This window comes from Streptomyces sp. NPDC056580 (assembly GCF_042793175.1).
In the GTDB taxonomy this organism is placed as follows: domain Bacteria; phylum Actinomycetota; class Actinomycetes; order Streptomycetales; family Streptomycetaceae; genus Streptomyces.
Genome location: NZ_JBHTVE010000033.1, coordinates 1 through 21,809, shown reverse-complemented (window position 1 = coordinate 21,809; position 21,809 = coordinate 1). Strand labels below are relative to the sequence as shown.

General features: G+C 67.7%; 25 protein-coding genes and 3 pseudogenes. 11 read left to right on the top strand and 17 right to left on the bottom strand.

Annotated elements, in window-relative coordinates:
- Positions 1-301: 301 nt before the first annotated feature.
- Complete coding sequence (locus tag ACFQ9Z_RS38210) at positions 302-1,069, top strand: transposase (protein WP_383031281.1); 768 nt, start codon at positions 302-304, stop codon at positions 1,067-1,069.
- Between the two features lie 120 nt (positions 1,070-1,189).
- Here the strand turns inward: ACFQ9Z_RS38210 and ACFQ9Z_RS38205 are convergent, their stop codons facing one another.
- Positions 1,190-1,954: a DNA/RNA non-specific endonuclease gene (locus ACFQ9Z_RS38205; RefSeq protein WP_383031276.1), complete on the bottom strand. Its 765-nt coding sequence runs from the start codon at positions 1,952-1,954 to the stop codon at positions 1,190-1,192.
- A gap of 291 nt (positions 1,955-2,245) precedes the next feature.
- On the opposite strand from ACFQ9Z_RS38205, the gene ACFQ9Z_RS38200 reads away from it, so the two are divergent.
- On the top strand, positions 2,246-3,100 hold the full coding sequence (locus ACFQ9Z_RS38200) for a caspase family protein (protein WP_383031273.1): 855 nt from the start codon (positions 2,246-2,248) through the stop codon (positions 3,098-3,100).
- Between the two features lie 700 nt (positions 3,101-3,800).
- Here ACFQ9Z_RS38200 and ACFQ9Z_RS38195 read toward each other — a convergent pair.
- The 3 genes from ACFQ9Z_RS38195 to ACFQ9Z_RS38185 all read right to left on the bottom strand — a co-directional run bounded on the left by ACFQ9Z_RS38195 (position 3,801) and on the right by ACFQ9Z_RS38185 (position 4,592).
- The gene (locus tag ACFQ9Z_RS38195; protein WP_011113206.1) at positions 3,801-3,971 is read right to left on the bottom strand and encodes a DUF5670 family protein; all 171 of its coding nucleotides are present in this window, start codon (positions 3,969-3,971) and stop codon (positions 3,801-3,803) included.
- A 187-nt stretch (positions 3,972-4,158) separates the two neighbouring features.
- On the bottom strand, positions 4,159-4,365 hold the full coding sequence (locus ACFQ9Z_RS38190) for a hypothetical protein (RefSeq protein WP_383031270.1): 207 nt from the start codon (positions 4,363-4,365) through the stop codon (positions 4,159-4,161).
- Entirely contained in the window at positions 4,353-4,592 is a 240-nt protein-coding gene (locus tag ACFQ9Z_RS38185) for a hypothetical protein (RefSeq protein WP_383031267.1), read from the bottom strand. Before ACFQ9Z_RS38185 ends, ACFQ9Z_RS38190 begins: the two co-directional genes overlap by 13 nt.
- A gap of 69 nt (positions 4,593-4,661) precedes the next feature.
- On the opposite strand from ACFQ9Z_RS38185, the gene ACFQ9Z_RS38180 reads away from it, so the two are divergent.
- Together ACFQ9Z_RS38180 and ACFQ9Z_RS38175 are read left to right on the top strand one after the other, a co-directional pair.
- Entirely contained in the window at positions 4,662-4,997 is a 336-nt protein-coding gene (locus tag ACFQ9Z_RS38180; protein ID WP_383031264.1) for a DUF6233 domain-containing protein, read from the top strand.
- Positions 4,998-5,258: 261 nt separating this feature from the next.
- Positions 5,259-6,515, top strand: a complete 1,257-nt coding sequence (locus tag ACFQ9Z_RS38175; RefSeq protein WP_383031260.1) for a SpoIIE family protein phosphatase — start codon at positions 5,259-5,261, stop codon at positions 6,513-6,515.
- 46 nt (positions 6,516-6,561) lie between these two features.
- Here the strand turns inward: ACFQ9Z_RS38175 and ACFQ9Z_RS38170 are convergent, their stop codons facing one another.
- From ACFQ9Z_RS38170 to ACFQ9Z_RS38145, 6 genes and pseudogenes are all read right to left on the bottom strand, one after another.
- Entirely contained in the window at positions 6,562-7,098 is a 537-nt protein-coding gene (locus tag ACFQ9Z_RS38170) for a GNAT family N-acetyltransferase (protein ID WP_383031258.1), read from the bottom strand.
- 346 nt (positions 7,099-7,444) lie between these two features.
- Positions 7,445-8,137, bottom strand: a pseudogene (locus tag ACFQ9Z_RS38165) (HNH endonuclease family protein).
- 946 nt (positions 8,138-9,083) lie between these two features.
- Positions 9,084-9,278, bottom strand: a pseudogene (locus tag ACFQ9Z_RS38160) (GNAT family N-acetyltransferase); the annotation flags it as partial.
- 148 nt (positions 9,279-9,426) lie between these two features.
- Positions 9,427-9,801 (bottom strand): PIN domain-containing protein, encoded by a 375-nt coding sequence (locus ACFQ9Z_RS38155; protein ID WP_383031253.1) that lies wholly within the window; start codon positions 9,799-9,801, stop codon positions 9,427-9,429.
- The gene (locus ACFQ9Z_RS38150; RefSeq protein ID WP_383031250.1) at positions 9,798-10,052 is read right to left on the bottom strand and encodes a hypothetical protein; all 255 of its coding nucleotides are present in this window, start codon (positions 10,050-10,052) and stop codon (positions 9,798-9,800) included. The genes ACFQ9Z_RS38155 and ACFQ9Z_RS38150 overlap by 4 nt, the downstream gene beginning before the upstream one ends.
- 175 nt (positions 10,053-10,227) lie before the next feature.
- Positions 10,228-11,076: a helix-turn-helix transcriptional regulator gene (locus ACFQ9Z_RS38145; RefSeq protein ID WP_383031247.1), complete on the bottom strand. Its 849-nt coding sequence runs from the start codon at positions 11,074-11,076 to the stop codon at positions 10,228-10,230.
- A gap of 137 nt (positions 11,077-11,213) precedes the next feature.
- Here ACFQ9Z_RS38145 and ACFQ9Z_RS38140 point away from each other — a divergent pair, with 137 nt between their 5' ends.
- On the top strand, positions 11,214-12,068 hold the full coding sequence (locus ACFQ9Z_RS38140) for an NAD-dependent epimerase/dehydratase family protein (RefSeq protein ID WP_383031244.1): 855 nt from the start codon (positions 11,214-11,216) through the stop codon (positions 12,066-12,068).
- 592 nt (positions 12,069-12,660) lie between these two features.
- On the opposite strand, the gene ACFQ9Z_RS38135 is transcribed toward ACFQ9Z_RS38140, so the two are convergent.
- The 4 genes from ACFQ9Z_RS38135 to ACFQ9Z_RS38120 all read right to left on the bottom strand — a co-directional run bounded on the left by ACFQ9Z_RS38135 (position 12,661) and on the right by ACFQ9Z_RS38120 (position 14,649).
- On the bottom strand, positions 12,661-13,254 hold the full coding sequence (locus ACFQ9Z_RS38135; protein ID WP_383031239.1) for a hypothetical protein: 594 nt from the start codon (positions 13,252-13,254) through the stop codon (positions 12,661-12,663).
- A gap of 604 nt (positions 13,255-13,858) precedes the next feature.
- Positions 13,859-13,981 (bottom strand): hypothetical protein, encoded by a 123-nt coding sequence (locus ACFQ9Z_RS38130; RefSeq protein WP_383031236.1) that lies wholly within the window; start codon positions 13,979-13,981, stop codon positions 13,859-13,861.
- A gap of 35 nt (positions 13,982-14,016) precedes the next feature.
- On the bottom strand, positions 14,017-14,223 hold the full coding sequence (locus ACFQ9Z_RS38125; protein WP_383031230.1) for a DUF6283 family protein: 207 nt from the start codon (positions 14,221-14,223) through the stop codon (positions 14,017-14,019).
- Between the two features lie 195 nt (positions 14,224-14,418).
- The gene (locus tag ACFQ9Z_RS38120; RefSeq protein WP_383031224.1) at positions 14,419-14,649 is read right to left on the bottom strand and encodes a hypothetical protein; all 231 of its coding nucleotides are present in this window, start codon (positions 14,647-14,649) and stop codon (positions 14,419-14,421) included.
- Between the two features lie 321 nt (positions 14,650-14,970).
- Between ACFQ9Z_RS38120 and ACFQ9Z_RS38115 the strand changes: the two genes are divergently transcribed.
- The 3 genes from ACFQ9Z_RS38115 (at position 14,971) to ACFQ9Z_RS38105 (ending at position 16,168) form a co-directional block, all read left to right on the top strand.
- Entirely contained in the window at positions 14,971-15,210 is a 240-nt protein-coding gene (locus ACFQ9Z_RS38115; protein ID WP_358940499.1) for a hypothetical protein, read from the top strand.
- Complete coding sequence (locus tag ACFQ9Z_RS38110) at positions 15,210-15,587, top strand: toxin Doc (RefSeq protein WP_383031220.1); 378 nt, start codon at positions 15,210-15,212, stop codon at positions 15,585-15,587. Before ACFQ9Z_RS38115 ends, ACFQ9Z_RS38110 begins: the two co-directional genes overlap by 1 nt.
- A 314-nt stretch (positions 15,588-15,901) precedes the next feature.
- Positions 15,902-16,168, top strand: a complete 267-nt coding sequence (locus tag ACFQ9Z_RS38105) for an ArsR/SmtB family transcription factor (protein WP_383031216.1) — start codon at positions 15,902-15,904, stop codon at positions 16,166-16,168.
- 15 nt (positions 16,169-16,183) lie between these two features.
- On the opposite strand, the pseudogene ACFQ9Z_RS38100 reads toward ACFQ9Z_RS38105, so the two are convergent.
- A pseudogene (locus tag ACFQ9Z_RS38100) lies at positions 16,184-16,594 on the bottom strand (IS5 family transposase); the annotation flags it as partial.
- 266 nt (positions 16,595-16,860) lie between these two features.
- Between ACFQ9Z_RS38100 and ACFQ9Z_RS38095 the strand changes: the two are divergent.
- Positions 16,861-17,625 carry a hypothetical protein gene (locus ACFQ9Z_RS38095; RefSeq protein ID WP_383031213.1) on the top strand — a complete coding sequence of 255 codons (765 nt, stop codon included), beginning with the start codon at positions 16,861-16,863 and terminating at the stop codon, positions 17,623-17,625.
- Positions 17,626-18,377: 752 nt separating this feature from the next.
- Here the strand turns inward: ACFQ9Z_RS38095 and ACFQ9Z_RS38090 are convergent.
- The gene (locus ACFQ9Z_RS38090) at positions 18,378-18,617 is read right to left on the bottom strand and encodes a hypothetical protein (RefSeq protein ID WP_383031209.1); all 240 of its coding nucleotides are present in this window, start codon (positions 18,615-18,617) and stop codon (positions 18,378-18,380) included.
- 381 nt (positions 18,618-18,998) lie between these two features.
- On the opposite strand from ACFQ9Z_RS38090, the gene ACFQ9Z_RS38085 reads away from it, so the two are divergent.
- Positions 18,999-19,328, top strand: coding sequence for a deoxyxylulose-5-phosphate synthase (locus ACFQ9Z_RS38085; protein ID WP_228617682.1), 330 nt, complete (start codon positions 18,999-19,001; stop codon positions 19,326-19,328).
- Between the two features lie 56 nt (positions 19,329-19,384).
- Positions 19,385-20,316 (top strand): IS5 family transposase gene (locus tag ACFQ9Z_RS38080; RefSeq protein WP_383031327.1). Its coding sequence is split into 2 segments (ribosomal slippage): positions 19,385-19,757 and positions 19,757-20,316, totalling 933 coding nucleotides; the frame shifts between segments, so codons are not numbered across the junction.
- 477 nt (positions 20,317-20,793) lie between these two features.
- On the opposite strand, the gene ACFQ9Z_RS38075 is transcribed toward ACFQ9Z_RS38080, so the two are convergent.
- A complete protein-coding gene (locus tag ACFQ9Z_RS38075) occupies positions 20,794-21,120 on the bottom strand; it encodes a hypothetical protein (protein WP_383031204.1) in 327 nt (108 codons plus the stop codon).
- Between the last annotated feature and the right edge of the window lie 689 nt (positions 21,121-21,809).

Sequence of the window (21,809 nt, the reverse complement as noted above, 5' to 3'; positions counted from 1 at the left end):
AGCCGCATTATGTCCGTCGGTGCCGACACACCCCAGCCAAGCTCTGTGGGTGCGGTCAGTCCTCGGCCTTGGCGCAGGGTTCGGAGGCTTGGAGTGCTACTGGAGCAGGATCATCTTGCGGAGTACCCCGGGGCACCCTCCGACTTGTCGAGGTCGCCGATGACCGCCTCCTCAACCGCGACCGTCCCGCGTCGCCGTTGGAGAGGCGGTCGGCTCTGCCCAGGAGCCGCCTGAAACGATGGCCGCCGCTCTCCTAGAGGTTGTCCCGTAACCGGTGGGGCGGTTGGTGCGTTGGCTGGGCATGGGTGGGGTGATCTCAGCAGATGATCCGAAGTGGATTGAGCCGTTCTCTGGGCTGACCGAGGTGCATTTCGCCAGTTTGGTGGCGTTGGTGCGACGTCGTGGTGGTGACGTGCAGCGCGGCCGGCCGTGGCGGCTGTCGTTGGAGGATCGGGTGTTGCTGGTGGCGACGTACTGGCGCACGAACCTCACGTTGCGGCAGGTGGCGCCGTTGTTCGGGGTCTCGAAGTCGGCGGCCGACCGCATCCTCGATCACCTCGCACCTCTGCTGGCCATCTCGCCGGCCCGTCGGCCGCGCAAGGACACCGTCTACATCGTGGACGGCACCCTGGTGCCCACCCGCGACCGCAGCATCGCCGCCTCGAGCAAGAACTACCGGTACTCGACCAACCTGCAGGTCGTCATCGACGCCAACAGCCGCCTGGTGGTGGCGATCAGCTTGCCGCTGCCCGGCAGCCGCAACGACTGCCGGGCGTTCACCGAATCCGGCGTCGACCGGGCCTGCCGCGGCGCACCGACCATCGCCGACGGCGGCTACCAGGGCACCGGCCTGCTCATCCCGCACCGCAAACGACGAGGCCAGACCCACCTCAGCCCCCAGGAAGAAGCGGAGAACGCCGTCCACCGTCGGGCGCGAGCACGCGTGGAACACGTCCTGTCGCGGCTGAAGAACTGGAAAACCCTGCGGGACTGCCGGCTCAAGGGCAACGGCGTACACCAAGCCATCCTCGGCATCGCCCGGCTCCACAACCTGGCCCTCACCGGGTAACCCACGCCCCCATACGGGACAACCTCTATAAGGCTTCCCTAGCGCGTGGGGAGTCGACCTGCACGACTGCCGCCCCACGCGCGGAGGGGCTGCAGCGGAAGGACCGGGCTCAACAGGTTCTCACACTACGATGTCCTCGAACCGCTCCAATCGTGTCCATCGCTTTTCAGCACGCACATGGGGAGGCAGTCGGTCTGCCGCCGGTAGCGGCCCCAGATCCAAGCCGGTGATGTCCGCGACATCAGCCACCGGCACCTGGAATGTTCTGAAGGCGCCCAGCGGCGGTGGGTCTCCAGCCCTAGCCGCATCGGCCAAGGCCCGTGCCGCGGCATCGCGGCTCAGGTCGGGGCTCTGGTCAAGGACGTATGCGGTAGCCGCGAGGTCACCGTCCTGCACGAAAGCAGCTACCTTCCAGAACCGCAACGGCACCTTGACACCGCGGTACGGCGGGTCCGTGTCCTCAAGTACCGGCCCCGTAAACACGGACAGCTTGCGATGGAACGCCTTGGCGTGGTCGAGAAGAAAGTCCTCCAGCCCCTGCCAGAGCTGCTTGCCCTGATTGAAGATGTCCATCTGCGGAGCGGCGTTCGTGTAGTGGAAGGTGTCACTGTTAGCAGCCGCCGTCTCACTCGTCACTCCCCAGACCGGGTCAAGCCTACGGACCAGGTGCCCCTTGTCTAGCCGGTTGTTCTTGTAGACGGGGTCACCAGCCTGGTGGCTATCCGCAATACGCGGGTCAAACCGCCAGTCGTTGGTGCGGTCCACCTCGATCAACTTTGAGCCGTCGATCATCACAGCCGTTGACGCAGCTAGGCGCCGATCCGGGCGGAACACCACGCTGAAATGCGTGTAGGGCAGGACGACAGTCTCGATACCTGGGTCCACTGGTCGAAGCAGTGGCACGGTTGGCCCCAAGAACCGTTCGTTATAACCCGTGCGGTCCGACAACGACTCGCGGATCAAGGTCTCGGCATCAGGTGCGGGCTCAGGAGTAGGCGTCACACCCTTCTAGCTACCGCGCGGCCAGGCCTTTGAATACGCACATGCCGCGAATGGGTTAATTGTGCCGCTATACCCGGCTTAGGTTGCTAACCTGAAGATCGAAATCAGGTGCACAGGCGTCTCCGTCCCGTCATGCCCTTTCACGGCAACCGCTCTCACACGGAAGGACTCCCTATGCCCCGCGGTATTTCTCTCCACCTCGGTCTCAATGGCGTCGACCCCAATGGGTACGCAGGCTGGGATGGCAAGCTCATCGCTTGCGAAAACGACGCGCGTGACATGGACCAGCTCGCCAAGGAAGCTGGGTTCCAGGACCGTACGACGCTGCTGACGGCTGACGCCACAGTCGACAACGTCACCAAAGAGCTGCGCAAGGCAGCGCGCACCCTCGCGGCCGGCGACCTGCTGTTCTTCACCTACTCTGGGCACGGCGGCCAGATTCCGGATCTCAACGGCCCCGAAGACGAACCGGATCGACTCGACGAGACTATCTGCCTGTACGACCGCGAGTACATCGACGACGAGATCTATAAGGAATTTGAAGGCTTCGCTGAGGGCGTTCGCATCCTCTGCCTCCTGGACAGCTGCCACAGCGGCAGTGCCGTCAGGGTCCGGGAGATCCTCACCCCAGAAGCCCTCGAAGAGCAGTTCCAGACGCGCGACCGCAGCGAGGTCGAGACGACAGCCAGGATCATGCCTCTGGACAAGCAGCGGCAGGTCTACGAGCGAGACAAGCAGCGCTACGACGAGATCCAGCGACAGATCAACGCCCGAGACACCCGCGACCTTGGCGCAACAGTCCTACTCATCTCGGCGTGCCAAGACAACCAACTTGCGGCCGACGGCCTCGTAAACGGCCTGTTCACCGGGACGCTGCTCCAGGTATGGAACGGGGGCAAGTTCCCTGGTGGCTACAGGGCGTTCCTGCGTGAGATCGTCAAAAAGATGCCAGCCACCCAGAGCCCGAATCTCTTCGTGACCGGCCACGCCAACACTCGATTCATCCGGCAGCGGCCCTTCACCATCTGAGGCTGGAATGGGGAGTCACGATGGGCAGGGCGCCACAGATGACAGGTGCCCAGGGCGTCGAGGCCGACGCCATCGCCCGGGCGCGGCGACATCGACACCACCTGCGCTATTGCCGGCGAGGTGATCGCCGCACGCACGGGCGTTGCCGCGCTCCCCCGTGCCTGGCACGCCGTTTGCGAACTGCTGCCCCCGATCGTGCCAGAGTGACGCCCATGCCCACCCCTGGGTCGGCCCCGCATCGGCGTCACGCGGGCCAGCTCAGCGTCCGCGGCCCCAGCCGGCCGCACAGCGCGGCCTCCGGGGACGTCTGCGTTCGAATTCGACTACGAGGACGTGACTATCAAGCACTTCACCGACGTGCCGATCCGGGTCATCGTCGACAACGAGGTCATCGCCGTCGGCGGCCCCACCGTGCCGGCCAAATAGAGTCCAGGGCGCCACACCTGGGTGGGATCTGAGCGCGCAGCCGGCCAAGGCGCCGGACAGGAAGCCGTCGGCCGCTCGGGCGCATCAGCCCCGCAGGCAGGAGGAGCAGGGTTCCACTGCTGGGCCTGCGGGGCCGGTGCATCACTCACGTACCCTGCGGTGCGCCCGATACGCCCGATCCCTCCCAACCGCTTGCACAACAAGGCTGGTTACGCGAGTGGGGCCCGGCCGAAATCGGCCGGGCCCCACTCACCTCGCGCGTGGCGTCTGTTGTCTACCAGCGGTACCAACGGCCCTTGCGGCCTCCGCTGTCCGCGGTGCGGACGACGAAGCCCAGCAGCCACACGACGAGCACGATCACTGCGATCCACCACAGCGCCTTCAGCGCGAAACCCGCGCCGAAGAGGATCAGGGCCAGAAGAAGAACCAGAAGCAGGGGAACCATCGTTATCAACCTCCTGGCCACCGGATGCCCTTACCTGCCGCTGACAAGCCCACAAAGTGGGAGTTACTTCCGCGAGGCACTGGGCATATTCACGCCCTGTGTGCCATGCAGCGTTCCCCCGGCTCCGCCCCTCACGCACCACGACGCCGGCTCGGGCGGTGGGCCATGAGCTCAGCATGGCAGAGGGCTACGGCTCCTCCGGCCAGGTCGTCAACACGGTGCCTCTCTCCTCGTCGATGAGGGTGACCCGGGGTTCGGGGGTGTTGCCGACCGCGCCGATCCAGCGCCGGAACTTCTCGCGCGCGACCTCTTCGGTCGCCCACCAGCCGTGCTGGACCGGGCGGCCGTTCGAGGTGAGCAGCAGGTGGTAGCGGCTCGGGCTCACAGCTTCCACCCGGCGATCATGCAGTCGCGGCAGGAGTCCTGCCATCGCAGACCGAGCCCCGGGGCGTGCAGGCGTCGGGTGGCGACGGCCGGGGCCCCGCACGCCGAGCACCGGTGCCGGCCGGGCGGGTGGCTACGGTCCCGGACGCCGGAGTAGCGCAGCGGCCCGCCCGGGGCCGGGTCCAGGGTGGCGGGGTCGATGCCGAGGGCTGCGAGTACGTGCAGGTCGTCCCGCATGCTCGCCTCCTTGCTGCTTGCTCACCCCCTGCTGTCTTGGCGGGCAGCCTACAACCTAATATCGAACATGTGAACGATCCACTGTCGCGCCTCGACGTGCTGCGCTTCCTGGAGCGCGTGCAGGAACGCGACCTCGAGCGCACCCGCCGGTGGATCGCAGATGAGGAGCGACGGCAGGTGGAGCAGCGGCAGGGCGAGCAGGCCCGGCCCCCGGCGCCGGACTGGTTCCTCGAGCTCGGCCTCAACCAGGACAGCTCGCCGGTGTACGTACATGCCGGCGGTTGTTGGAACGTCGCGGAGCGGAGCCGGGGCGTGCCGCGGGATGCGGCGCTGCGGGCGCTCGCCGACGGGGTTACGGCGTGCCCGCAGTGCCGCCCGGACACCGAGCTGGGGTACCTGGGGTGACGTGCGCACGGGAGTCCAGGCGGAGACGGCCCTCCTGGGCGTTCGCACGCAGGTGACTTCCTCGTCGGTGGGGGTGATCAGTGCGGTGCCGGTTGGATGCGGCGGGACCCCCCAGCCTGTGCCCGCCATCGCAGGGCCAGGGCGCACGGAAACGGGTGGTGAACGTATGCAGATGCCATCCGCTGCCCGGCAGCGAGTTCCGCGAGCGCGGGAGCCGGACCCTTCGTAAATTGAGGAGCGAGCCACTGGCAGGGGATGCGTGTGACACCGAAGATCGACTATCCCGGGGTGTTCGCCGCTCTACCGAGCCCGTGCCTGGTACTCGGCACGGACCTGGTGATCGCCGACGCCAACGCGGCCTTCTGCGCGGTGACCGGGCGGACCCGTGGCGAGCTGGTCGGGCAATACCTCTTCGACACCTTCCCCGACAACCCCGCCGACCCGGAAGCCGACGGGGTGACGACGCTGAAGGGCTCACTGCACCGTGTCCTGTCCTCCCGCCAGACGGATCACATGGCGTTGCAGAAGTACGACATCGCGGTCGCCGACGACCCCGAGGTGTTCAAGGAGCGGTGGTGGACCGCGATCAACGTGCCGGTCCTGGGCCCGGACGGAGAGGTGGCCTGGATCATCCACCGGTCCGAGGACATGACCGACGTCGTCCGCGCCCGCCGCGCCGCCGACCTGCCGTCGGTCAGCCCCGGCCGGGAAGCGGCCATGGAAGCCGAGCTGTACTCCCGGGCGCGGCAGCTGCAGCAGTTGAACGAGGAGCTGCGGCAGGCCCACGCCCGTGAACGGCGCATCGCCGTCGCCCTACAGGAAGCCATGCTCCACTCCCCCGACCTTGCCCGGCACCCGGACGTCGCCGTGCGCTACCTGCCCGCGACCGGATCACTGAACGTGTGCGGCGACTGGTACGACACGGTGGACCTGCCCACGGACCGCTTCACGGTCGCAGTCGGCGACGTGGTCGGCCACGGGCTGATGGCCGCCACCGTCATGGGCCAGCTCCGCAGCGCGCTGAGCGCCGCCACCCGCGCCGTCCACAGCCCCGCCCAAGCACTGGAAGTTCTGGGGCTGTACGCACGCTCGGTCGAGGGAGCGCTGGCCGCCACCGCCGCCCAAGTCCTCGTCGACTGCCACAGCCACCTGCTCTTCTACAGCAGCCCCGGCCACCCCCCACCCGTGCTGCTGCATCCGGACGGGACCTGCACTCTGCTCGACCAGGCCACCGACCCACCGCTTGGCGCCCGCCCCGAACACGTCCCCCGCCCCCAGGCCACCGCGACCTACACTCCCGGCGACACTTTGATCCTTTACACCGACGGCCTGATCGAACGCCGCGGTGAGGACATCGACGCCGGCCTGTCCCGGCTGACCTCCACGCTCGCCTCGTGCACCGAGTTCGGCGCGGAGCACCTCGCCGACGCCCTCCTCGCCCGCCTCGACGTCGCCAGCGGCGCCGACGACGACATCGCCTTGGTCGTCGTCCGCCTGGACCGAACGACCAAGGCGTAACGCCGACAATCAACCTCCTCGTGGCCGGGTCGGGGTGCGCCGGGGATCAACGAGCGGCGCGGACCATGACCGTGAGGACCGGCGAGGCCGGTGACGGCTGGCTCTGCCCGATGTCCTGGTAGCCCCACGATTGGTAAAGCCGGTGAACCTTCCCGTCGCCGGCCGCCGGGTTCACCATGAGCGTCACGTATGGCTCGTGCCCCGCAGCGAGGAACGCGTCATACATGCGCCGCGCGGTGCCGGTCCTGCGCCACGCCTGGCGTACGCCGATCTCCTTCAGCGCCAGCGCCGGGCGGCTGGTGTACTCGGCGGCCGGCTGCGGAGTCGTGCGCTGCCAGTACCGGTCGCCGTGCTGGATGCGGTTGCCGTAGGCGTAGCCGACCGGCTTGCCGTCCGCGTAGGCAATGACGGCCGTGAATCCCGGCTCGCCGCCGTGCCGGTCCAGTCGCTCGCCGAACGCGTGGACGGCGTAGTTGGGCAGGTGGAGCAGGGGGACGCGGACCTCGACGTACACGTCGATCAGGTCGCCGCGTATGGGCTCGAGGTCGGTGAACGTACGGAGTTCGGTGGTGGCGGTGGTCATGCGGGGGCCTTCCAGGCGTCGCGGGCGACCTGGCCCCGGCCGACGTGGAGTGCATGGGCGGGGACCGCGCCCAGTGTGCCGCGCCTGGACCTCTTAGCCCCGCCCGGCCTGTTCTGGTTGGTGCCCCCGGACAGCGGCGGCCGCCGCCCGGCCGCCGCGCACCTGTTCGAGGTGCTGCGGGCATGCGCGCCTGAGTTGAGCCGGCCCACGCCACGCACCCCTGACCGGCGCCGGCTGGGCATGTCTCCCCCTGTCGTGCCCGGCCGGCATCTCTCCCCCTTCATCCCACGTGCCCCGCTCTCGGCGCCGACGCGTCCAGGCAGTCCAGTCCTGAGTGCGGAAACGCTTAGCGTGCCAGGATGACGGTGATCGGAGCGTCGGCGCAGTTGCCGAGTTCCTCGTACAGTGCGGTTTGTTCGGCGGTGTCGATGCTCAGGCCCCAACGGGTTTTGTCGGCCACCTAGTCGGTGACGTACTGGCAGCGGTAGGCGGCGGCCGGCGGCAGCCACGTGGTGGGGTCCTGGTCCGCCTTGGACCGGTTCGAGGCTGCCGACACCGCGACCAGCGCACGGTCATCGCCCAGGTCATTGGCGTAGGCCTCGCGCTCGGCGGCGGTCCAGGCGGAGGCGCCGGAGTCCCAGGCCTCGGCGAGCGGGACCAGGTGGTCGATGTCCAGACCGGACGGGCCGCTGATGTAGCGGTCGTCGTACGGCGAGTACCACTGGCCTCCGGACAGGGCGCAGCGCGGGCCCTGCTCGGGGGCGATGACCGCTTCGGCTTTGAGGACCTCGGCACGGGTGTTGCAGCCGTCCTTGTCGGCGTCGATCCAGTGCTTGAACTTGGAGCGGTCGTAGCCGGTGCGGTCCTCCTCTCTCACCGGCAGCCCTGCAAGGGCGTCGCGCACCGGGAGAGTGACTGTGGCGCCCGGCGCGCGCACCTGTCGTACGGCCACCGCAGCACTGTGAGCGGCGGCCGCGTGGGCGGTGGCGGGGACGAGAAGTGCGGCGAAAGCGGCGGCAGCGGTACGGGCAAAACGCATGGAGCGGCGGTCCCTTCGAAGATCCCGAACGGTTTGAGATCTTCGTAGCGGCCCGCCAACGCGGCGCGCCCGTAGCGTCGCGTCGCAGTCACCCGCACGGGCGGTAAGTCACATCACCACGCGACAACGCGTCGCCCCCTCCCGGCACACCGCCGGCCTCAATGGCGTGCCGCGAGGGCTTGTGCATCCCAGGGGGACCGAGGACTGTCGTCCCTCCGCGTAGGGCAGTCGCCCGGCACTGCTCAGAGGATTTGGATGAACGGGCTACATCCCGCGGCGAGCACACCGTCGAGGAGGGCGTCTTCACACGAAGCAGGCTGATCCTGGGAGGAAGACGGCAGCGGCTTTGCTGCCGCCACTTGGGCGGCGGCAGCCGGCAGGACGAGAGCAGATACCGTCAGAGCGACGGTGACGAGTCCCGTACGGCAGGAAGAGAGCATAAGCAGGGTCCTTTTCATGATCTCTGCCCTCCCCGCTGCGTCCGACCACGACACCGGCCATCAGAGTGGCCATCGCGGACACACCGAACACCAGCATGACGCGCTGTGCTCACCGTGGTGGCGCAAGGGCCAGGCACACGAGAACACAGCACTCTCGGACATCACGAGCAGTTAGTGATCTCCGCAGCGGCTGCCGCCGACGGCCCGGTCGGCACCCGGAGGGGGTCTACCCGATCGGACGGCGAGTGAGATCGTCGCCGCTGCCTGCTCGACGCTTAGGCTCCGCTGCTGTGGCAGGGGTTCCCGATGAACTGATCGAGCTGGAACGATCCGCCGAGCAAGAGCGCGCGGCTCGCCGGCCTCACCGGTGACGATTGCGACGTTCAGTTGCGGCGCTGGCGCGAAGCAGCCGAGGCCGTACAGGCGGCCATCACGGGGCACGCGGGACGGTGGAGGCGAGCCGGTACGAGGTCGAGCAGGCTGTGAAGAAGGCCGTCCGCAATGCCCGACGGGTCGGGAGAGCCTGCGATCATGCGCTGATAGCGCGAGCGCAGGGCTCGCGGAGTGTCCGGCGTGCCGCCGATGCACGTGTGCAGTGCTGGATCGGACAGCACCGTGGCCATCTCTACGGCGTGCTCGACGTGCAGCGGCAGCAAGTCCAACCGCTCGGTGCTGACGGCTTGGACCGAGCGGGGACTCACGCCGCGACCGCCGACGGGCCTTCGACGAGCTGACCGCGTGCGAAGCGAGCGCGGACGAGGACGAGGACGAGGAGCTGACCGCTTGAGTAGCGTTCGTCTTGGATCGGTTGGGCGCGAGGCGATTACGGACTGCTACCACCGGAAGAGGTCAGGTGGGATTCAGTGGCGTAATGCCGGTTGCGGCGTACACCTCAGGCTCAAGCGACAACACGGTGAGGGGGGCGCCTTCTCTGGCTGCCTGCCAGGCGATTGCCGCCGCGTGAGCCACCGGCCAGTCCACGTCCTTCCAGGCCATTGCATCGACCGCGTGCGCCGCGGTGAAGGGCACCTGTTCCGCGAACCGCAGCGACGCGGCATGCTTGCCGGCGCCGACAACGTGCCGTTCGGCAGCCAGCACGGACAGCGAAGGAATGATCACCTGGCCGCTGCCGCGCGAGGCCTCGATGTAGAGGCCGGTGAAGAAGGGATTCGCACGGTACAGAGCGGCCAGAGCGGTGTGGTCCAGGACGGCCGTCAGGTTCATGCGGCGGCGCCGCCCTGATGGGCGCGGATCTTCGCCCAGGCGTCCTGGCCGGCCTGCTGGACCTGCTCGGTGTACTCGATGCCGAGCTCGCGTGCGGCCTCGGCAGCCCGCTGCTTTCGCTCGGCTGCCGTGAGCTCGCGGGTGGCGAGTTCCTCGAGCAGCTCGGTGATGGTGGTGCCACGCTCCTCAGCGAGGAGCCGCAATCGGTTACGCACTTCCTCGCTGGTCTTAATGCTGGTTGGCTTGCTCATGCTCCTGATTCTACCGCCGGTAGAATCAGGGGCAGCAATGAGTCTGCAGGGATTCACTACTCCCCCGCCCGCCGGTGATGCTTGCCAAGCAGCCTGCTCTATGTGCAGCCGGTGACGGTGGGATGGTGGGCGATGCGCGGTGGGCAGGGAGCGGACTCGAAGGCGCGCACGGGGTTCAGGAGCCCGTCGGTGTCAGGTCCTGCAAGCCCACCACCCGCAGCCACTGCAAGCGCTCGTACGACCCTGTGCCCGGGCGGGCCGTGTGGATGACGAGCTGCTGGTTGTGGCCGGAGTTGACGAGGACCTCGCAGTCGAGTTCGAGGATGCCGATCGCTGGGTGCCGGAAGCGTTTCGTGGAGGCGCGGCGTGCGGCGACCTCGTGTTCGTCCCAGAGACGGGCGAACTCCTCACTCGCGGCGCGTAGTTCGGCGACGAGGGCGGCGGGTTCGGGGTCCGTGGGGCGCGCCGAGGCCACTGCTCGCAGGCCGGCCACCTGCTCGCGGGCTCGCTCCGGACGGTCCTCAAGCGGGAACAGCTCCTGCGCCGACGGGTCCAGGAAGAAGCGGCGGATCATGTTGCGTTCTCGGGGCGGGCGGGTGAGGACGTCTCCGCTCAACGCCCGCGACAGCGCGTTCTGGGCCAGGACCTCGCCGCAGTCGGTCGCCACCATCGCCGGGGTGTCGTGCAGCCGGTCCAGCACCAGGAGCAGGCCCGGGCGCACGTGCGTGCTGGTCGCCTCCCGGCGCGGCGGCTCCTCACCGGTGAGGTGGAAGAGGTGGTCGCGTTCGTCCTCCGTCAGGCGCAGGGCGCGTGCCAGCGCGGTGAGCATCTGGCGGGACGGGCGCGGGCCCCGGGCTTGTTCTAGCCGCGTGTAGTAGTCCACGGACATGCCGGCCAGCTGGGCCACCTCCTCGCGGCGCAGCCCCGGCGTGCGACGGCGGGCTCCGGCGGTGAGGCCCACGTCGGAGGGGTCCAGGCGGGCGCGAGCGCGGCGCAGGAAGTCGGCGAGTTCGGCTCGGTTCACCTCTCCAGGGTGCGGGAGGACGGCCGGCTCATCCAGGGACTCACGATCCCCTGATGAAGAGGTCTCTCCCCCCTCTCCCCGCGTCGGCCGAGGCTGGCCGTCGACGACAGGCGGCACAAGTACGTGAGGAGCACATCGTGCTGACTTTGGTGACCGGTACGACAGGACAGGTCGGACGCCGCTTCGTGCCGAGGCTGCTGATCCAGCGGCAGCCGGGCGAGCAGGTGCGGGTCCTGATGCGGGACGCGGCCCGCGGCGAGCGCTTCGCAAAGCTGGGCGCTCAGGTCGCCGTGGGAGACATGCGCGACGAGGAGACACTCGGCAAGGCGCTCGCCGGCGTGGACGCCGTCGTGAACATCGCCGCATCCTTCCGCGGGGTTCCAGACGAGGAGGCATGGGCCGTCAACCGGGACGCTGCGGTGGCCCTGGGCCGCGTCGCGCGGGCCTCGGACGTGCAGCGGTTCGTGCAGGTCAGCACGAACAACGTGTACGGCCTCGGACGCGGCCGCCCGCTGACCGAGGACGACGAGAGCCGGCCGGGCGGCGCGATGTGGGGCGCCTACCCCGAGTCCAAAGCCGAGGCCGGGCGTGAACTGCTCGCGCTCAAGGGCCTGGATGTACGCATCGGACGGCTCCCCTTCGTCTACGGCGAGGGCGATCCGCACCTCGCCGACTCCTTGCGCTGGGCATCCCGTTGGGCGCCGCACCAGCGCCTGCAGATGGCCCACCACGCGGACGTCGCTCAGGGCCTGATGCGGCTGCTGTACGCGCCGGGCATTGCCGGCCGGATCTACAACATCGCCGACGACGCCCCCGTCACGACGGTCGAGCTCTACCAGCTCAACGGCGTCGAGGTGCCCGCCGGGCTCCACGAGCTCACGGACCCCGACCCGTGGTTCGGGATCACGTCCAACCAGCGGATCCGCCGGGAGCTCGGCTTCCGGCCGATCTACCCGAGCGTCTGGACGGCCCGGGACACCGGAGCCCTATGACGGTCACCGCGCCCGGCCAGTCCACCTCTCGATCCACCCCACCAACATCGCCCCCGCCACCGCGATCACGGCCACCACCAGGTGCAGCACGCGGTAGCACCAGGTACGTCACGATCGGCGGCGGCAAGGGCGGGCGTCCGCGACGTGTGGCAACGCATTCGCCATGTTGATCACGCCGAAGTCTGCCGCGCGCCGTATGTATCGAGTCATGATTACCAGAGACAGCAGTTCGATCTGCACTCGGAGCACGGCTGAGATACGGTGTTGCCCTTCGCCTGCAGTGATCACTAAGGTCGGCCGCGTGACTGCCGGGTCGGCCTTGGGCCATGCACGAGGGCCGCGTCGCCGGCCGATTTCCTCACGCGCCTGCCGTTACGTCATCGGGGCTGCCCGGGTGAAGAAAAGGCACCGGCACTGGGTCCCTTGAAGCTGCGCGTGCTCGGTGCGCGGCCGGGCTGTGGGGGCGGGCCTTGCCAGAGCGCTTGCGAAAAGGCCGCCCCGACCCCGCTGGAGCGACACAGCGGACCAGCATCGACGGTATCCGCAGACCCACGGCGGAACGGTTCCCAGACTTGATACGCAGGCCGGCTCGTCAGGCTCCAGTGCTACCGAAGCCGGTGTCGTCCGGCCTGCGTGTCCACAAGGCAAGGTCACTGCTCGTCGCCACGGCGATGGTCTGTCCGGAGGGCGAGAAGCCCGCTGTACGGAATGTGGAGTAGTTCGAGTGGAAGATGTGCCACCACTGCTCTGCGTGCGGACCGGCGTGGGGCAGCCCGCCGTCGCGGGACAGCAGGACGCGCTCGTTGGGCCAGGCAGGGGTGACGACCTCCAGGGCCCAGCCGTCCCCGGTGGTGGTGTGCAGCCCTCCGCCGAAGAGCCCCGCGATGCGCACGCGGCTCCCGGTAATCGGCCCCAGTCCTGGGCAGGACAGATCGGCGACCGCGTCGGGGGTGCTGTCCTCGGGGCCGGGGTCGCGTTCCCTGGCGATCCTGTCCCCGGTGACGGCGTCGAAGAGACCGTGACCATCGGAGGAGACGACCATCAGCAGATCATGGCCGCTGTCGGGATGTGTCGCGAAGCCGATCCCGAGGAGACCGCCGACGGCAACGCCGTATGTGGACTCGAAGACGGGGTGCCAGGGTGCAGGCGCGGGCACCACGGGTGCCGCGAGTAGCCGGTTCCGCATTGCACGCTGGTACGCCGACAGCTCGGGCTGACGCTCCGATTGCTCGGCCGGCCACCCCTTCTTCGTCCACTTCATCACGAATCAATGATCCACGCTTCGACGGGCTCACCCAACGGAGTTGATGCAGCCCAGCACTCAAGCACGTGCTCTACCCCGGTCATGCGGTCCAGCTTCCACGCCGCCGAGCCGTGTGTGCGGCCGTTCGCACTCTCACCGGGCAGAAATGCGTGCAGGGTCGGGCGCGGTGAAGGTGTCGGCCAGGACGGTGAGTGCCAGGAGCAAGGTGCCGCCAGGGCATGAGCGCCTTTGCCTTCCCCGCAGACGTCACTCGAGTCGGTCGTCCCAGCTGTCGGCGCAGCGCCAGGGGTTGGTCGCGCTGTCGGTCATCGAGATGATTCGGGGCGGGATGGCCTTGGGATCCGCTTGCCGCAGAAGCGGCAGAAGTGCGAGGTGAGTCGGACTTGGTCCAGCAGTCCCAACAGGTCGTGTGCTGACGGGGGGCATCCAGCGATCCGTCGTCGGTCAGGCAGGTGCCATCGGTGCGTTACGTCGAAGCTCAGCCCAGCGGCATCCGGCCACGTACTGCGTACGACGTGCTGGTGTTTCAGGTGAGATCGGCGCGGGCACGGCGGATCTTGGCCATAGCGCGGTGGGCGTCCGATCCGGGGCCGGTGATCTCGCGCATGCCGTGGGCTGCGGCCTCGGCACTGAAGACGAACAGCGGCACCGGCGAAACGTAGTCCCAGGTAGCCTCGGCCGGTCTCAAGGTCGATACACCTTGCCCACAGCGACGCGCAGGGCGAGGACGTGGTCGCCATCGTGACAGCCCACCCAGCCCCCACGGACCCGGGCGCGGTCGTCGCCGCGGTCGTTCTGGTGACACAGGAACAGTCCCGGGGGCTGGTCCGGGTGGGGCCGTTGTACAACGAGAGCGCGACGTCCGGCATGTGGAGGAAGGCCTGGCCGCATAGCCAGACGCGGCACCCCCCCGCCCTTGCTCGACGAGTACCGCCTGTCAACGCGCTGATCTGCAAGGGAAACCACCGCCAGCCTCTGCCCAGGCTGCATGGGGGTGGGCCGTGTCAGGGACGGCTCTTCGAACTTGTGGCGCTCGAGCTGTCGGCGGGCGCGCTCGCGGCTGGGTACAGGCGGTGGGCCATGAGCTCAGCATGGCAGAGGGCTACGGCTCCTTGGCCAGGTCGTCAACACGGTGTCGGTCTCCTCGTCGGTGAGGGTGACCCGGGGTGCGCGTGTGTTGCCAACCGTGCCGATCCAGCGCCGGAACTTCTCGCCCGCGACCTCTTCGGTCGCCCACCAGCCGTCCTGGGCCGGGCGGCCGTTCGAGGTGAACAGCAGGTGGTAGCGGCCCGGGCTCAGCTTCCACCCGGCGATCATGCAGTCGCGGCAGGAGTCCTGTTATCGCAGACCGAGCCCCCGGGGCCCCGCACGCCGAGCACGGGTGCCGGCCGGGCCGCCAGCTGCGGTCCCGAGCGCCGGAGTAGCGCAGCGGCCCGTCCGGGGCCGGGTCCAGGGTGGCGGGATTGTTGCCGAGGGCTGCAAGTACGTGCAGGTCGTCCCGCATGCTCGCCACCTTGCTGTTCGCCTCCCTAGTGTCCGGGCGGGTACCCTAGAACCGAATATGTGAACGACGTCGCCTTGGAAGCCGTGAAGGGCAAAACCCTGACACGCCTGGTACCACCTAGGTACCATCCAGGTATGCCATCACTGAATGTGTCTTTCTCCGATGAGGAGATGGAAGGCGTCCGTGCCGCCGCCGCCGCGGAGGGCAAGAGCCTGAAGCAGTACCTGCACGACCTCGGCGTACGCGAGATGCACCGCAAGCGGTTCGTCGCCGGCGCTGTCGCCTGGGCCGACAGGCTGCGCAGCGAGTTCGACGACGCGTTCCCCGACGAGGTTCCCCCCTCGCAGCGAGGCGACGGAGCTGCGGCAGCCTGATGAACCTGCACATCGACGTCTCGTGGCTCCTCGACGTCCAGGAGGCGGCCCTTGGGCACGAGGACGTGACGGTGACGGACTACTCGGCGCTGGTCGCGGCGGTCGCACGGCACAAGACCAAGATGCCGACACTCGAGACGGCCGACCCGGACGCCGCCTGGCGCGCCGCCGCCCTGCTGCACACAATCGTGCGGCTTGAGCCCCTTCCTCACCGGAACAGTCTCTTCGCTGCCTTTATCGCCGCGCAGTACATGGACCAGTCCGGGGAAGGCATCGATCCGCCCTACGGCGCCTTGTCTGATCTTGTCCGCAAGGTCCGGGACACACGCCTGAGCGTCTATGCCGTCGCTGAGGCACTGCGCTCCTGGAAGCTCTAATAAGACGACGTTTCTTATGGGGCTCTTGATTGGTACCGCATGCACACTTCCGCAGGCGAAAGTCAGAGGCCCTCACCAGAGTCAGAGGGTCATGAAGGGCGAGTGCTCTATGAGCAGGAGCTTGCGCAGTGACGTGCGGATACGCGACAGCATGCTGCGACGCGGCGGTGCGGGTACAGACATGACTCCCCCAGCAGCGGTAAGGTACGTCTGGTTGCGTACCTCTAGGAAGGTACGCAACCAGACGTACCTTGTCGAGGGGTGAAGTGATGACGGCAGGCGAGTTGGCCCACCCTCGCACTGAGGAGTTGCAGGTGGGTCCCATCCTTTTGGCGCTGGCTGACGCGAACCGGCGTCGGGTCGTGGCCGAACTGGCCGAACGGCCAGATGAAGAGCGGCTGTGCGCTTCCTTCGACCTGCCGGTGGGCAAGTCCAGTCGCACCCGTCACTGGCGAGTACTGCGCGAGGCGGGCTTGGTGTATCAACGCGACGCCGGGAATGGGCTGTACATGCGCCTCCGCAAGGGGGACTTGGACCGCCGATTCCCGGGCCTGATCCAGGCCGTAATCGCCGCAGGCTAACCGCGCTGAACCGCGTCAACTCGCTGCAAGACGGCGGTAGCTGATGAGGGCTGCGGCTATGCCGACAATGGCGAGGAAGTGTTCGGCCTTGCGTTCGTAGCGGCGGTGCAGCCTCCGGCAGCCGGCCAACCAGGACACGGTTCGCTCGACCACCCAGCGGTGGCGGCCCAGCCGCTGCGAGGACTCGACACCCTTGCGGGCGATGCGAGGGCGGATTCCCCTTGCGCGGAGCCAACGGCGCAGGTGATCGTAGTCGTAACCCTTGTCGGCGTGCAGCTTCGCCGGTCGTCGGCGCCGCGGACCGCAGCGAGAGCGGATGGGTGGGATGCCGCGTACCAGTGGCGCCAAGCCCTGGCTGTCGTGCACGTTCGCGCCAGATACGCCCAGGGACAGCGGCAGCCCACTCCGGTCGGTGATCAGGGTGCGTGAGCGCGGCTGCACGGTGGTGGACTTGCGCGTACACGGGCCGCTCCATCACCTTGTCGGCGTGCCGGGCCACCGCGGCCTGAAGCGTGCCGAAGTCGAGGACGTCCGGATCACCGGGCACGCTCCGGTCCGTGCGCCCGGGACGGTAGGGCGCGGCCCCCAATAGGCGCCCCCTGTCACAGATGAGCCACGAACCATGCATGGTATTTACATGGACTTCTCAAAGTCCACACAATGACGAGCGTCCTACCGTCGTTGGGGAGATAATGCACGCCAGAGCCAGAACAACCGCGCTTGCCACCATCGCCGTCCTCGTCGGCGCGCTCACCGCCTGCAGCAGCAGCGAGCCCGACAGCAAGGCCGACCACACTGCCGGCGACAGCGCGTCCATAGCCGACCAGCCAAGTGACTCCCCCGCCTCCGTGCGCCTCGTCTGGAGCCACACCGGTAAGGACGTCGGCGGGGACACGGCTGTCACGTACGTCGCCCGGGTGTCGAACCCGCGCAGTTCCGTAGCCTCGGTCGCCGTCGACGCGCGCGCTTTGGACAAGACGGGCGCCATCGTTGGCTCGGGCCGTGAGACCCTTCCGAACATCCCCGCCCACACCACATTTGACTTCCTCGGCACGCTTGGCGGCAGCTTCACGCAACTCACGGGTAAGCCGGCCAAAGTCAACGTCAGTCAGGCGAAGGACGCCTTCGGCAGGGCCGGATCCGTCGAACAGCCCATGCTCGCCACTAGCGAACTGAAGCTTACGCAGGGCAGTCGCGACGATCTGTTCACGAACGACCCGTACTCGTACAACCTGACGGTGAAGGTCACCAACAGCACGCACAACGACCTCCAGAGCATGGTTACGCAGCAGGTCATTCTCTACAACGCGGCCGGCCAAATCGTCGGTGGCGACACAGGCTCGTCCGACAACGTGCCTGACAGCCTTCCCACCGGGATGAGCTACCGCGAACAGTGGACGGGTATCCCCGCCCTGGGCAAAGCGACCCGCGCCGTCTACACCGTGTGGGCAGGCTGATCATGCACGCCGCGGAAATATCAGCCGCTGACTTCTGAGCAGACGGCAACATGCCCCTGCTCGACAGCGTGGGGGGCTCGCCACCGAGGCGGCCGTGTTCACGGTGGCCGACCAGGCGTCACCGTACTGGCCCAGCTTCGCAAGGCGGGCCCCGAAGAGGGTGCGGGGTGGCCTCGCCCCGTGTGTGGGCCACGGGGGGCCGTGAGGGCGTGGTCCGTGGTTGGCAGGTTCACCGCGCCGGTGCCCGGCCCGACGCTGACCTCTCTGCTGGTATGTGATCTGACGAGCGCGGCCGCGTTGTTTTAGACACACTGCCCAGCGGCTGGCCCCTACCGGGGCGATCTCCGAGCGAAGATCACTCCACCAGCTCCTCACAGCGGCCTCCGCTGCCGTCGTCCTGATCCAACGCCCCGCTGCCGTGTCCTGGTTGGCGTCGGCAGCAGGGCGTGGTGTCCCAACAGCTCAGTAAGGCCATTTCCACTACTAGGACCATGACCGTCGTCGGCCGGGCCCTGCTGCCGGAGAGCATGCACGCTTCGAGCTCCGCCTGGACTTCTGAGGCCACTTCGTCGAGCGCCTCACAGCAGCCGATCGGATCGTCAGGCTTGGGCTCCTCGTACTTGTCGACTAGGTACCGGTACTGCGGATCGTGCGTGAGGTTCCGCGGTACGAAGTAGCAGCGGCCCAGCCATGCGGCAGCCTCCAGTTTTCCGACGGTCTGACATGCTCCCGGCGCTCGACGGCGGACCGAGTCACGGGTGGCGGAAGCCGCGGTCGGGGTCGCGTGCCTGCTCGGGGTCGAAGGCGTCGAACCAGTCGTGCGGGGCGAGATTGACCACGGCCATAGACTGACGGATCTCGTTGTCAGGCTGTTCGGTGCCGTCGAGGGCGTGGGCGTTGTCGAACAGTGTCAGAACGTCGTGGTCCTGGAAGAGGACGTCGGAGTAGGCGTCCCGGTCGAAGTCCGCCCGGCCTTCAGGCAGGCCGGCCACCGTATGCCGCACGAGCCGCGGCCGATTGCGTGTCAGGTCCTGGGCCGAGCGATGCCGGGGTGCAGGGCCATCTCCCCGCCGCAGCTGCGCGGTTCGACCTCGGCGTTGAACGAGCAGTCGGCGGCCAGGTCGTCGAATGCCCGGGCCATCTGCCGCCGCCTGGGACCGTCTTGGTTCCAAGTCACCCAAGACAGCGAGCCGAAGAGGCTGCCCGCGCTCCGCTGGACCGGTTGATCCCCCATCTCCAGGCCCACCACGCGCTGCGCACAGCCTCCTGGCAGGGCGGGTGCCGCACTTCCGTTAGGGCCTGTCCCTTCGATCTTGCTGAATGTCACGGAAACCTGGTCGAGTTCATCCCGGACGGGCCGTACTCTGGCCAGCGTGGCCCACGCGAAGACCTCCTATGTCTGCCTGCCCTGTCGGGCCTCCTACAAGCAGCCTTACCTCGGTGACCACGACCGGCTCTGCCCGCGCTGTGCCGAGCCGTTGATCCATGTGGGTTCCGCCTTCGCGCCGCCGCGGCGGCGCGACACCGCTGCCTGGCGGACCCTGTCGGTACTTTTGAATGCCGGTGTCCGCTTCCACAAGAGTTGCTGTGGCGGCCCTGGCTATCGTCCGCGCACACTCAGCGAGGTGCGCGAGCGAATGGCATACGCGCGAAAGACCGGTGAACCGTTCGCGCGTGCATTGGTGCGCCACGAGCTGCCGTAGCTCCTGGCGCAACAGAGCAGCCATGCGTGTCCGGCCATCTGACTCGTTGGCTTGGTATGACTGGTCGCGGTGATCTGACGGACGAGGAGTGGGCTTGCTTGAAGCCGCTTCTACCGGTGAGCAACGGGCGTTGTGGCAGGTGGCGGGATCACCGGCAGGTGATCAACGGGGTTCTGCATCGGGTGCGGACCGGGGTGCAGTGGCGTGACCTGCCTGAAAGGTTCGGCCCGTGGAAGACCGTGCACAAGAGGCATCTGCAGTGGTCGGCGGACGGCACGTGGGAGCGACTCCTGCAGCAAGTCCAGGCCGCCGCAGACGCCGAGGGATCCATCGACTGGAACATCTCGGTCGACTCCACGGTGATGCGCGCCCATCAGCACGCCGCCGGCGCCCGCAAGGCCCCGCCACCAGCCGTCTCAAAGGGGGCGATGGCGACGGGACACCAGATCGATCCCGCGTGGACGGGCCTGCTCGGCCACCTGGAGGAGGTGGTGCTGCACATGAGGGCCTGGGCCGCTCGCGCGGCGGGTTCACCACCAAGGTTCACCTGAGCGCCGACGGCCGGTGCCCCCCGCTGTCCCTGGTGGTTACGCCCGGGCAGCGGGCGGACTGCACCCAGTTCGAGACGGTCATAGAGCAGATCCGTGTCCCGCGCATCGGTGCCGGCAGGCCCCGTATCCGCCCGGACAGCGTCAGCGCCGATAAGGCCTACAGCAACCACCGAACACGGTCCTACCTGCGCAAACGAGGTATTCAGCACGTCATTCCGGAGAAGGCCGACCAGGCAGCCAACCGCGTCAAGCGCGGTTCGCATGGCGGTCGGCCTCCCGGCTTCCACAAGGAGCGGTACAAAAAGCGCAACGTCGTCGAGCGGGCAATCAACAAGCTCAAGGGCTTCCGAGCTGTGGCGACCCGTTATGACAAGCGAGGACACGTGTTCCTCGGCACCGTGACGTTCGCGGCCCTCATCATCTGGCTCCGATCATGATCGGAGAGACAGGCCCTAGCGAGACGGGGGTCGCGGCCGAGACCGCGCACGCGACGCTCCTACAGCGCTGGTCTGTTTTCCGCGGTTACCGCGAGACCCGCGACCAAGTGGTACTACTCAGCCGCGACCCGAGTATTCTCCTTGGTGCTCCCCAAGCGCGAGCTGCGCTCTCCGCAGGACGCAGAGCGGCTGCGGGCCCTCGTGAGCCGTCATCTGCCCCGCGTCTGAATTCCCTTGTCAGTCCTGCGCCGCCGCGACCGCGGGGTCCTCGTCCTCGACGCCTTGCCGCAGACCCGGCAGACGGGGTGGTGGTGTTCGCCGGTGAAGTAGCGGCGGTAGAGATCGACACGGAGGTGGATCGGCTGAAGGCGGCGCCCCCGGCTTCTCGGATCCACCGTCTCTGATCTGTTGTCGGAGACTCAGAGAAATCCCGCCAAAACGAGGCAAGCTCACCTCGACAGGCACTCACACAACGGATCACATGGGCGGCCCCTCCGACTCCCCCAGGTGTCTTGCGATGGCGAAGACGATCTGCGGGGAGCCTTCCAAGATGGTTCGGCCATCCTCACAGAAGAACTCTAGGTGTAGTTTGGGGCTGCCTGAACCGGAAGCAGGGGAGCTGCCCGGAGGCAAGTACAGTTTGACAACTTTACTGAGCACTCCACCTATGGCCGTGCTCTTGGACTCGCCGAAATCCAAGATGGGCAACCAGTACTCGTCAGGATCAGACGCTAGATACTCACGGTCGGGCTCCTCGTCCGCAAAAAGGACGTCCATCCCCTCTTCACGCAGCAGCGCGGCCACTCTGATCGTTTCGAGGGGGTAACAGTCACGGTGGGGCAGGATTGGCCGGCAGGAATGGCCACGTCGAATGAGGACCACACTCATACAACCACCCAAGCAATAGAGAGCTGCTGGAAACTACCGCACACTGCATACGAAGATCCATAAGTCCTTTCGCTGACCGTGTAAGCAGGGCGATTGCAAAGTCGGCTAATCCCGGTTCCTTGCAGGTCAGTTGGGACGAGGAGGTCCAGGGGACGTTCCAAGGGGCAGAGAGGCGTCGTGGCGCTGGATTCGCTTGGGCTGACGCTGTGATTGTACCCGGACAAGACTGGCATCATCTGAACCCCCCAAAACAGGGCTTTGCTTTCCGCCTCTACCAGATCGTGGCTCCGTTCCAGGCCGCACTGATCGGCACCATGGGTCACTGCCCCGCTTGCCACCGCAATGCCCGGCCTCACCAGCCTTGGTCGAGGGTCACGACCAAGCTCAGAGCCAGGGGATTGACGTTGGCCACCTGAAGGCAGCCGGATGTTGTTTTCGGACCAGAGTCAAGCTAGACACGAGGGGCCAAGCAACGCCTTGAGGTCGCCGAAGAGCGCCGGGCTCGGTGTCACCCGGTGCCGGTCCAGGCGCAGCACGGTGGTCTTGCGCGGGCCCTGGAGCTTGATCCTCACCTCGCTGTCGCCCTTGTGGTGGCTGAGGATCTC

Bases quoted from the DNA above. Each gene is read 5' to 3' on its own strand.
- ACFQ9Z_RS38210 (WP_383031281.1), top strand. From the start codon at position 302: ATGGGTGGGGTGATCTCAGCAGATGATCCGAAGTGGATTGAGCCGTTC.
- ACFQ9Z_RS38200 (WP_383031273.1), top strand. From the start codon at position 2,246: ATGCCCCGCGGTATTTCTCTCCACCTCGGTCTCAATGGCGTCGACCCC.
- ACFQ9Z_RS38195 (WP_011113206.1), bottom strand. From the start codon at position 3,971: ATGGTTCCCCTGCTTCTGGTTCTTCTTCTGGCCCTGATCCTCTTCGGC.
- ACFQ9Z_RS38185 (WP_383031267.1), bottom strand. From the start codon at position 4,592: ATGCGGGACGACCTGCACGTACTCGCAGCCCTCGGCATCGACCCCGCC.
- ACFQ9Z_RS38170 (WP_383031258.1), bottom strand. From the start codon at position 7,098: ATGACCACCGCCACCACCGAACTCCGTACGTTCACCGACCTCGAGCCC.
- ACFQ9Z_RS38155 (WP_383031253.1), bottom strand. From the start codon at position 9,801: ATGAACCTGACGGCCGTCCTGGACCACACCGCTCTGGCCGCTCTGTAC.
- ACFQ9Z_RS38150 (WP_383031250.1), bottom strand. From the start codon at position 10,052: ATGAGCAAGCCAACCAGCATTAAGACCAGCGAGGAAGTGCGTAACCGA.
- ACFQ9Z_RS38135 (WP_383031239.1), bottom strand. From the start codon at position 13,254: ATGCGGAACCGGCTACTCGCGGCACCCGTGGTGCCCGCGCCTGCACCC.
- ACFQ9Z_RS38125 (WP_383031230.1), bottom strand. From the start codon at position 14,223: ATGCGGCCAGGCCTTCCTCCACATGCCGGACGTCGCGCTCTCGTTGTA.
- ACFQ9Z_RS38120 (WP_383031224.1), bottom strand. From the start codon at position 14,649: ATGATCGCCGGGTGGAAGCTGAGCCCGGGCCGCTACCACCTGCTGTTC.
- ACFQ9Z_RS38115 (WP_358940499.1), top strand. From the start codon at position 14,971: ATGCCATCACTGAATGTGTCTTTCTCCGATGAGGAGATGGAAGGCGTC.
- ACFQ9Z_RS38110 (WP_383031220.1), top strand. From the start codon at position 15,210: ATGAACCTGCACATCGACGTCTCGTGGCTCCTCGACGTCCAGGAGGCG.
- ACFQ9Z_RS38095 (WP_383031213.1), top strand. From the start codon at position 16,861: ATGCACGCCAGAGCCAGAACAACCGCGCTTGCCACCATCGCCGTCCTC.